The 8306-nt window shown below is 67.6% G+C and carries 9 protein-coding genes; 1 reads left to right on the plus strand and 8 read right to left on the minus strand.

Annotated elements, in window-relative coordinates; translation table 11 throughout:
* From ABWP50_RS03785 to ABWP50_RS03820, 8 genes are all read right to left on the minus strand, one after another.
* On the minus strand, positions 1-740 hold a 740-nt coding region (locus ABWP50_RS03785; RefSeq protein ID WP_353216658.1), incomplete at its 3' end, for a molybdopterin molybdotransferase MoeA.
* Positions 737-1222 (minus strand): cyclic pyranopterin monophosphate synthase MoaC, encoded by a 486-nt coding sequence (gene moaC / locus ABWP50_RS03790; protein WP_353216659.1) that lies wholly within the window; start codon positions 1220-1222, stop codon positions 737-739. The genes moaC and ABWP50_RS03785, both read right to left, overlap by 4 nt.
* Positions 1219-2034, minus strand: a complete 816-nt coding sequence (gene trpC / locus ABWP50_RS03795) for an indole-3-glycerol phosphate synthase TrpC (RefSeq protein ID WP_353216660.1) — start codon at positions 2032-2034, stop codon at positions 1219-1221. Before trpC ends, moaC begins: the two co-directional genes overlap by 4 nt.
* Positions 2031-3014 (minus strand): anthranilate phosphoribosyltransferase, encoded by a 984-nt coding sequence (trpD, locus tag ABWP50_RS03800; RefSeq protein WP_353216661.1) that lies wholly within the window; start codon positions 3012-3014, stop codon positions 2031-2033. Before trpD ends, trpC begins: the two co-directional genes overlap by 4 nt.
* The gene (locus tag ABWP50_RS03805; protein WP_353216662.1) at positions 3011-3613 is read right to left on the minus strand and encodes an anthranilate synthase component II; all 603 of its coding nucleotides are present in this window, start codon (positions 3611-3613) and stop codon (positions 3011-3013) included. The genes trpD and ABWP50_RS03805 overlap by 4 nt, the downstream gene beginning before the upstream one ends.
* A 122-nt stretch (positions 3614-3735) precedes the next feature.
* Positions 3736-4017 carry a DUF427 domain-containing protein gene (locus ABWP50_RS03810; protein ID WP_353216663.1) on the minus strand — a complete coding sequence of 94 codons (282 nt, stop codon included), beginning with the start codon at positions 4015-4017 and terminating at the stop codon, positions 3736-3738.
* 11 nt (positions 4018-4028) lie between these two features.
* The gene (locus tag ABWP50_RS03815; RefSeq protein WP_353216664.1) at positions 4029-5570 is read right to left on the minus strand and encodes an anthranilate synthase component I family protein; all 1542 of its coding nucleotides are present in this window, start codon (positions 5568-5570) and stop codon (positions 4029-4031) included.
* Positions 5571-5583: 13 nt separating this feature from the next.
* The gene (locus ABWP50_RS03820; RefSeq protein ID WP_353216665.1) at positions 5584-7479 is read right to left on the minus strand and encodes a peptidylprolyl isomerase; all 1896 of its coding nucleotides are present in this window, start codon (positions 7477-7479) and stop codon (positions 5584-5586) included.
* A 97-nt stretch (positions 7480-7576) separates the two neighbouring features.
* On the opposite strand from ABWP50_RS03820, the gene tpiA reads away from it, so the two are divergent.
* Entirely contained in the window at positions 7577-8302 is a 726-nt protein-coding gene (tpiA, locus tag ABWP50_RS03825) for a triose-phosphate isomerase (protein ID WP_353216666.1), read from the plus strand.
* The last annotated feature ends 4 nt before the right edge of the window (positions 8303-8306 follow it).

Here is an 8306-nt window from a genome sequence, read left to right on the forward strand (position 1 = left end):
GCGCCGCCGATGGTGATCACGATGTCGGCATCGGCAGACGTGATGGCTGCCGCCAGCGCCGCCCGGTCATCGCGCACGATGCCAGGATCGAACACCACCGCGCCAGCCGCGCGCAGCAACGCCGCCAGCATCACCGGCACCGAGGAGATGATCTGCCCCGGCCCCGGCACGGAACCCGGCGGTACCAGTTCATCGCCGGTGGCAAGCAAGGCGATGCGCGGCCGCTGCACCACGGCCAGAGCGCCGTGGCCCGCTGCCGCGGCAAGGCCGAGATGCGGCCCCGTCAGCCGTGTGCCAGCGGCGACCAGCGCGTCACCGTGGCGGAAATCCTGGCCCTTGGCGCGAATGTGGGCGCCCTGGCGCGCTGGGCCAGCGCCGTGCAGACGGGCCTGATCGGCGCTGCGGATTACGTCCTCCTGCACAACGATGGTGTCGGCCCCGGCTGGCAGCGGTCCGCCGGTGAAGATGCGCACGGCCTGCCCGGCTTCGAGTGTGCCTGGCCAGCCGTGGCCAGCTGCGCTTGTTCCCACTACTTGCCATGGCTGCCGCACGTCGGCCCAGCGAATGGCATAACCGTCCATGGCAGCGGCGGCGAACGGTGGCTGGTCACGCATGGCCACCAATGGCTCCGCCAGGACACGCCCGGCACAATCCGCCAGCGGCGCCACCACCGCTGGCAGCCGTTCGACACCGGCAAGCAGCCGATCAAGCGCTGCCGCATAAGGCAGCAGGCCGGTCATGGCGCCGGGGGCGCGCCTGCCGAATAATCACCCGACCGTCCGCCGGTCTTTTTCAGCAGGCGGATGCCATCGATGCGCATGGCGCGGTCCAGCGCCTTGGCCATGTCGTACACGGTCAGCAGCGCGGCCGAAACCGCGGTAAGCGCCTCCATCTCCACGCCGGTGCCGTGGGTGGTGATCACGGCGGCAACGGCGCGAATGCCGCCGGATTCCAGTGTAAGATCAACGCTTACGGCATCGATGGGCAGCGGATGGCACAGCGGGATGATATCGGCGGTGCGCTTGGCCGCCATGATGCCAGCGATGCGGGCGGTGGCCAGCACATCGCCTTTCTTGACCGCCTGCGCCGCGATGGCCGCCAGCGCTTCGGCCCCGACATATATGAATCCTTCGGCCACAGCTTCGCGCCGCGTGGCGGTTTTGGCGCTGATATCGACCATGCGGGCACTCCCGCTGTCATCGAGATGGGTCAGGCCGCTCATGCCGGCAATCCCAGCAGCGCGCGGGTGGCGGCCGTCACATCGGCATGGCGCATCAGGCTTTCGCCGACCAGAAATGTGCTTATGCCAACCGCGCTGAGCGCCGTGAGATCGTCGTGGCCGGACAGGCCGGATTCAGCCACCAGAGTTTTGCCGCCAGCCATTTGGGCGCTGTCCGCCAGATCAAAGCTGGTTTGCAAGCTGACCTCAAGGGTTTTGAGGTTGCGATTGTTGATGCCCAGCAGCGGCGTCGCTAGCTTCAGCGCCCTATCGCGCTCGGCGGCATCATGCACTTCGATCAGCACATCCATGCCCCAATCGGCGGCGGCGGCTTCCAGTTCGGCGGCCTGCGTATCGGATAAAGCCGCCATGATCAGCAGGATGGCATCGGCGCCCAGCGCGCGGGCTTCGGTGACCTGGTAGGGATCGACGATGAAATCCTTGCGGATCACCGGCAGGGTGCAGGCGGCGCGGGCCTGCACCAGATAGGCGTCTGACCCCAGGAACCAGCGGTCTTCGGTAAGCACCGACAGGCAGGCAGCGCCGCCGGCCTGATAGGCGCGCGCCAGTGCGGCGGGATCAAAATCGGCGCGGATCAAGCCCTTGGAAGGGCTGGCTTTCTTGCATTCGGCGATCAGCGCAAAACGGCCGTCGTCGGCGGCGGCATGCAAGGCTGCGATGAAGCCGCGCGGCGCATCGGCGGCGCGGGCCTGCGCCTCCACATCGGCCAGGCTGATCTGCGTCTTGCGGGCGGCATACACCGCCTGCTTGTGGGCCACGATCATGGCCAATGTGTCGGATTTTGTGTCGGTCATTTGAAATGGATCCAGCGGGCAAGTGTGTCGGCGGCGGCGCCGCTGTCGATGGCAGCGGCGGCCTGTGCGGCAGCTTGCGGCCAGCCCAGTGCCGGCTGCACCACCATCAGCGCGGCGGCGGCATTGAGCAGCACCATGTCACGATAGGCGTCGCGCTGGCCGGCCAGCAGGGCGCGCAGGCGGCCGGCGTTGTAATCCGGGCTGCCGCCTTGCAAATCGGCGGCGGCGCGGCGCGGCAGGCCGGCCAGTTCCGGTGTGAGGGTGAGCGAAGTCAGGCTGCCATCGGCCAGCGTGATGGCGGTGCTCTCCCCAGAAATCGCCGCTTCGTCAAAGCCGTCGCCGTGCACCACCAGCGCGGCGCGGCTGCCCAGATCAAGCAGGGCTTGGCCCATCAGCGGCACCGGGTCGGGGGCGAACACGCCCAGCAATTGCTGCTGCACGCCGGCGGGATTGCACAATGGTCCCAACAGGTTGAAGATCGTGCGCCGGCCCAGCGCGCGCCGCACCGGGGCCACGCGCGCCATCGCCGGATGGTGGCGCGCCGCGTGCAAAAATGTGATGCCAACGCTGTCGAGGCACAGCTCCAGCCGGTCCATCGGCAATTCGGGCACACCCAGCACCATCAGCACATCGGCCGCGCCGCTGCTGGACGATGCCGCGCGGTTGCCGTGCTTGGCCACCTTGATGCCGCAGGCTGCCGCCACCAGCGACACCGCGGTGGACACGTTCAGACTGTGCATGCCGTCGCCGCCGGTGCCGCACACATCCAGCGCCGCCGGGGCGTCAAATGAGCGGATCATCCGGGAGCGCAGGGCCTGCGCTGCGGCCACCACTTCGGCGGCGGTTTCACCGCGATGAGCGAGCCCGGTCAGGAACGCGGCAAGCGCATCATCGGGCACCTTGCCATCAAAGATTGCAGCAAAGGCAGCGTCAGCTGTGCCGGCGTCCAGCGGGCTGTCGGGATCGGGCAGCAGGCTCATGCGGCAATTGATAAATCGGGTGTCAGGCCGGCCAACGCCATGAAATTGGACAATAATTTGTGGCCATGCTGGGTGGCGATGCTTTCGGGATGGAACTGCACGCCGTGCAGCGGCAGGGTGCGGTGGTGCATGCCCATGATCAGGCCATCGGGGCTGTGGGCGTTGATCACCAGATCGGCCGGCAGCCCGGCTTCGCGGACGGTCAGGCTGTGATAGCGCGCGGCGTCGAACGGGCTGGGCAGGCCGGCAAACACGCCGGTGCCGCTGTGGGTGATGGCGCTCACCTTGCCGTGCATGACCTGCGGCGCGCGTTCGACAATGCCGCCAAAAGCCTGGCCAAGTGCCTGATGTCCAAGGCAAACGCCCAGCAGCGGTGTGCGGGTTTCGGCGGCAGCAGCGATCAGCGCCAGGCAGATGCCGGCTTCGTTGGGGGTGCAGGGGCCGGGGGAGAGCAGGATCGCCTGCGGGTGCATCGCCATCGCGTCCTGGGTGGTCAGCGCGTCGTTGCGCACCACGATCGTCTCGGCCCCAAGCTCGGCCAGATAATGCACGAGATTGAAGGTGAAGCTGTCGTAATTGTCGATAACCAGGATAGCCATGGATTGGCCTTAGCGTGTTGGCAGCGCCCCGTCATCTGCTTGCAGGAGGGCAAAGCGTGACAGTTGGCTGTCCATCCGTGTCCGGTGGCTGGCCATCCGTGACGGCGGGCTGGCCACCCGTGTCAGGCGGTGACCCTCACACCTTTCCAGAATGCCAGCCGGCCCTTGATGTTGGCAGCTTGCGGTTTGGGATCGGCATAATACCACACGGCGTCGCGGTTTTCGGCGCCGTCAACCATCAGGCTGTGGTAGTTGGCGGTGCCTTTCCAGCCGCACACGCTGGTGGTGGCGCTGGGCTTCAGCAGGGCCGGATCAACGGCATCGGCTGGGAAATAGTGATTGCCTTCCACCACCACAGTATCGGCACTTTCGGCAATGGTCACGCCGTTCCAGATCGCTTTCATTCGCCTGTCTCCTATTGCCCAAAGCGGGCTTCACCTGCCGCCGCCAGCGCCTCGCGCGCCGCAGCCATCAGCGCGCCGGCCTTGGCCTCGCATTCGCGCTGTTCATATTCGGCGATGCTGTCGGCCACAATGCCGGCGCCGGCCTGCACGTGCATGACGCCGTCCTTCACCACGGCGGTGCGCAGCACGATGCAGCTGTCCATATTGCCGTTCGGGCTGAAATAGCCGACCCCGCCGGCATAGGCACCGCGGGCCACGCCTTCCAGTTCGGCGATGATCTGCATGGCGCGCACCTTGGGCGCGCCGGAAACCGTGCCCGCCGGGAAGCCGGCCAGCAAGGCGGCCACCGCGTCAACGCCGTCCGCCAGCCGGCCCTGCACGTTGGATACGATGTGCATGACATGGCTGTAAAATTCGACAAAGAACCGGTCCGTTACCTTCACCGTGCCCGGCCGCGACACCCGCGCCGTGTCGTGCCGGCCCAGATCGAGCAGCATCAGATGCTCCGAAAGCTCCTTCGGGTCGGCCAGCAGGCTTTCCCGATTGTCGGCATCTTCGGCAGCGTCCTTGCCGCGCGGGCGGGTGCCGGCGATCGGCCGGATGGTCACGTCACCATCGCGCACACGCACCAAAATCTCCGGCGAAGAGCCAACCAGCGCAAAGCCGGGCAAATCGAGGAAATACAGGAACGGCGACGGGTTGATCCGCCGCAGCGCGCGGTACAGCGCAAAGGCCGGCAGCGGGAACGGCACCGAGAAACGCTGCGAGAGCACGACCTGAAAAACATCGCCGGCCAATATATAGTCGCGGGCCTTGGCGACCATGGCCGCAAACTGCTCGCGGCTGGTGTGGTGGTGCGGCGTGGCGGCTGGCAGATCGTCCGGCGCGCGCGCGGCATCGGGCAGGGCCATGGCCAGCTTGCGCTCTGCCTCTGCGATGCGTTCGGCGGCGGCGGTGTAGGCGGCGTCCGGATCGCTGGTGCCGAAAATCGGCGCGACGATGAACAATTCATCCTTCAACCGGTCAAACACCAGCAGCAGGGTCGGGCGGACAAACACCATGTCCGGCAGGCCCAGCGCGGATTCACCCGCCAGCGGCACACTGGGTTCCACCAGCCGCACGGTTTCATAGCCCATATAGCCGACCAGGCAGGCCAGCGCGGCGGGCAATTCCGGCGGCACATCGGCGCGGGCTTCGGCCACCAGCGCCCGCAAATTGGCCAGCGTGTCGCCGGCCATGGGCGCAAACGCCGCCCGGTCAGTCTGCCAGTGGCGGTTGATTTCGGAGCTGTTGCCCTGCGCCCGCCACACCAGATCGGGATCGAGGCCGATCAGCGAATGGCGGCCGCGCACCTGCCCGCCTTCGACCGATTCCAGCAGAAACGCCCCCGATTCGGCGCTGCCCAGCTTCAGCATGGCCGAAACCGGCGTTTCGGTGTCGGCAACGATGCGCGTCCAGATCAGTTGCGCCTGTCCGGCGGCCAGCGCGGCCACGGCGGCGCTGCGTTCGGGCAGGATGCGCCGATCAGCAAATACCTTGCCGGCATCCGCCATTATTGCGCCCCGATCATTGGACGCCGTCACCGGTCAGCCGCTTGCGCAAGGCCAGAATCGACGCTTCATTGCGCACCGCGCCAACGCTGGTGATGCTGGCCTTGGCCAGGGCCTCCGCCATTTCGCCGGGCAGGGCGCTGCCAATCTCGCGGCGGCTGGATTCGATCAGGCCGGCTTCGCGGCGCGGATCGCCGGGGATCACCCGGTCAACATGCAGCAAGGCCCAGCCGCCCGGCACCGCCAGCAATTGCGTGGTGCCCGGCGCGCCGTTCAGAAATGCCCGCGCCGCCGCCGGCACTTGCTGCTGGCCGATGATGTCGATGCGCCGGCCATTCAGCGGGCGCGGCGATTGCAGGCCGGCGTCGAACGCCGCCTTGGCAAACACTATGCCCTTGTTGACCTTGGCCAGCACCGCCTCGGCCTTGACCCGCGCGGCCTTCATCGCCTTGTCCTGCGCGGCGCCGGCCATGGCCAGCGGCATCACCTGCGCCAATGGCGGCGGCGCGGCGGGTATGACCGTGGTGGTTTCGATCACCACCAGTCTGCCGCCGCCCAGATCTTCCACCACCGGGCCGTCGGCGGCTTCGTGCTTGAAGCTGCGCGCGGCTACGGTGGCAACATCGCCGGTCAGCGCCGGCTGGCCTTCGCCCAAGCCGGCTTCGGTCACCGGAGTCTGCGCGGCGATGGTCAGGGCGTTTTCGGCGGCGATATCGCCAAAGCTCTTGCCGGCCTCCACCCCGTCTTCGATGCGCGCCACCGCATCGGCCACGGCATCTTCGATGGCGCGGGTGCGCAATTCGGTTTCAATCTGCGGCCTGGCCTGTGCCAGCGTCTTGCCGGCGCTGCCCAGGCTGGCAGCGCGCACGACATGCCAGCCCAGCGGCGATTTGACCGGCGCCGAAACCCCGCCAAGCGGCAGCGCAAACGCCGCCTTGGCCACGGCTGCGCTGGTCGCCTTGGCAAAGCCGGCTTCATTCTGGTTGCCCACCGCGATATCGGCAGCGCCAAATCCGGCCAGACGCTGCGCGGCGGCAGCAAAGCCCTCCGTGGCAGCGGCGGCGGCCAGCGCCTTCGCCTTGGCCTCGGTGGGCACCACCACCTGTTCCAGCACGCGGCTGGCGCTGCCGCCATATTTGGCCGGGTCCTTGGCAAAGGCATCGGCGATGGCTTTTTCGGGCACGTTCACGCCAGCGGCGATGCGGGCACGATCGATGAAGGCATAGCGAAAGGCCCGGCGCTGCGGAATGGTGAAGCGCGCGGCATTGGCCTTGAACCAACGCTCGGCTTCGGCCGCAGTGGCGGCGCCGACCGGCGGGGCCGGCACCAGCACGATGCCGCCTTCGTGGCGATCGACCAGCAGGCGGGCATAAAGCTCGGCAACGCCGTCCGGCACGGCCAGCGCGGTGGTGGCAGGCTTGATGATCTGTTCGCGGGTCAGGTCGCCGCGGATGGATTGGCGCAGGCGCTTGTCGGTCAGGCCTTGGGCTGCAATCACCCGGTCGTAGGTGGCTTGGTCGAATTTGCCGCCCGATTGGAATGCCGCGATGCCGGCGATCACCACATCGGCGGCCTCTTCGGAGGCGTTCAGCCCGCCGCGCGCGCCCATTTCCTCCAGCGCGGCCTGGCCGATCAACTGGGTGGCCATCAATTCCACCACGCCCTGGCGCGCGGCTTCGGCCTGGGTCATCGCCGGGTTGCGCTGGCGCACTTCGCGCACGGTGCGGTCGATGGTCTCCAGCAGCTCGGCCTCGCTGATGGTGCGCGAGCCGACTTGGGCAACCGAACCCGTGGGCGTGCCGCCGCCGCCATAGGGATCACCGATCCCGGTGACGGCAAAGGCCACCACGATGATGCCAAACAGGATCAACACGGGCCAGCTGGTCAGATAGCGGCGAAAAAAACTGATCATCGGTTACCCGTCGAAAATGAATGCGCCGCTTGTAACGGCGCAGCCGGCTTGCCACAAGCACCGCATAGTTCAGCACGATTTCCGGAGAATATTGCGCATGCCAGCCCTCATCGTCGGTAATTGGAAAATGAACGGCTTGGGGGATGATATCGCCGAAATCGCCGCGATGGCCGGATCGGCGGCCAACAGCGCCAGCCGGCTGTGGATCGCGCCGCCGTTCACGTTGATCGACCGGGCGGTGATCGTGTCCGCCGGCGCCGTGTCAATCGGTGGGCAGGATTGCCATGCCAAGCCGAGCGGCGCGCACACCGGCTGCATATCGGCGGCCATGCTGGCCGATCTGGGCGCTGGGTTCGTCATTGTTGGCCATAGCGAGCGCCGGCGGGGCAATGGCGAAACCGACGCTGATGTGCGCGCCAAGGCCGAGGCGGCACGCGCCGCCGGCCTGCAGGTGATCCTGTGCATCGGCGAAACCCAGGCGCAGCATGATGCGGGTGAGACCGATGCGGTGCTGGCGGCGCAATTGGCAGGCTCTTTGCCGGCTGACGCCGAAGGGCTGATCGTCGCCTATGAACCGGTGTGGGCGATCGGCACCGGCCTGACGCCGACGCTGGCCGATGTGGCGGCGGCGCATGCCTGCATCCGTGAGCGCTTGACGGCGCGCTATGGCGGCGGCGGCCACGGCGTGCGCATCCTGTATGGCGGATCGGTGACGCCGGCCAACGCCGCCGATCTGCTGAAGGTGGCGGATGTTGGCGGCGTGCTGGTCGGCGGGGCCAGCCTGACCGCGGCGAGTTTGCTGGCCATCGCGGCGGCGGCTTGATTGC

Origin of the sequence: Sandarakinorhabdus sp. (assembly GCF_040398645.1) — a bacterium.
GTDB lineage: Bacteria > Pseudomonadota > Alphaproteobacteria > Sphingomonadales > Sphingomonadaceae > Sandarakinorhabdus.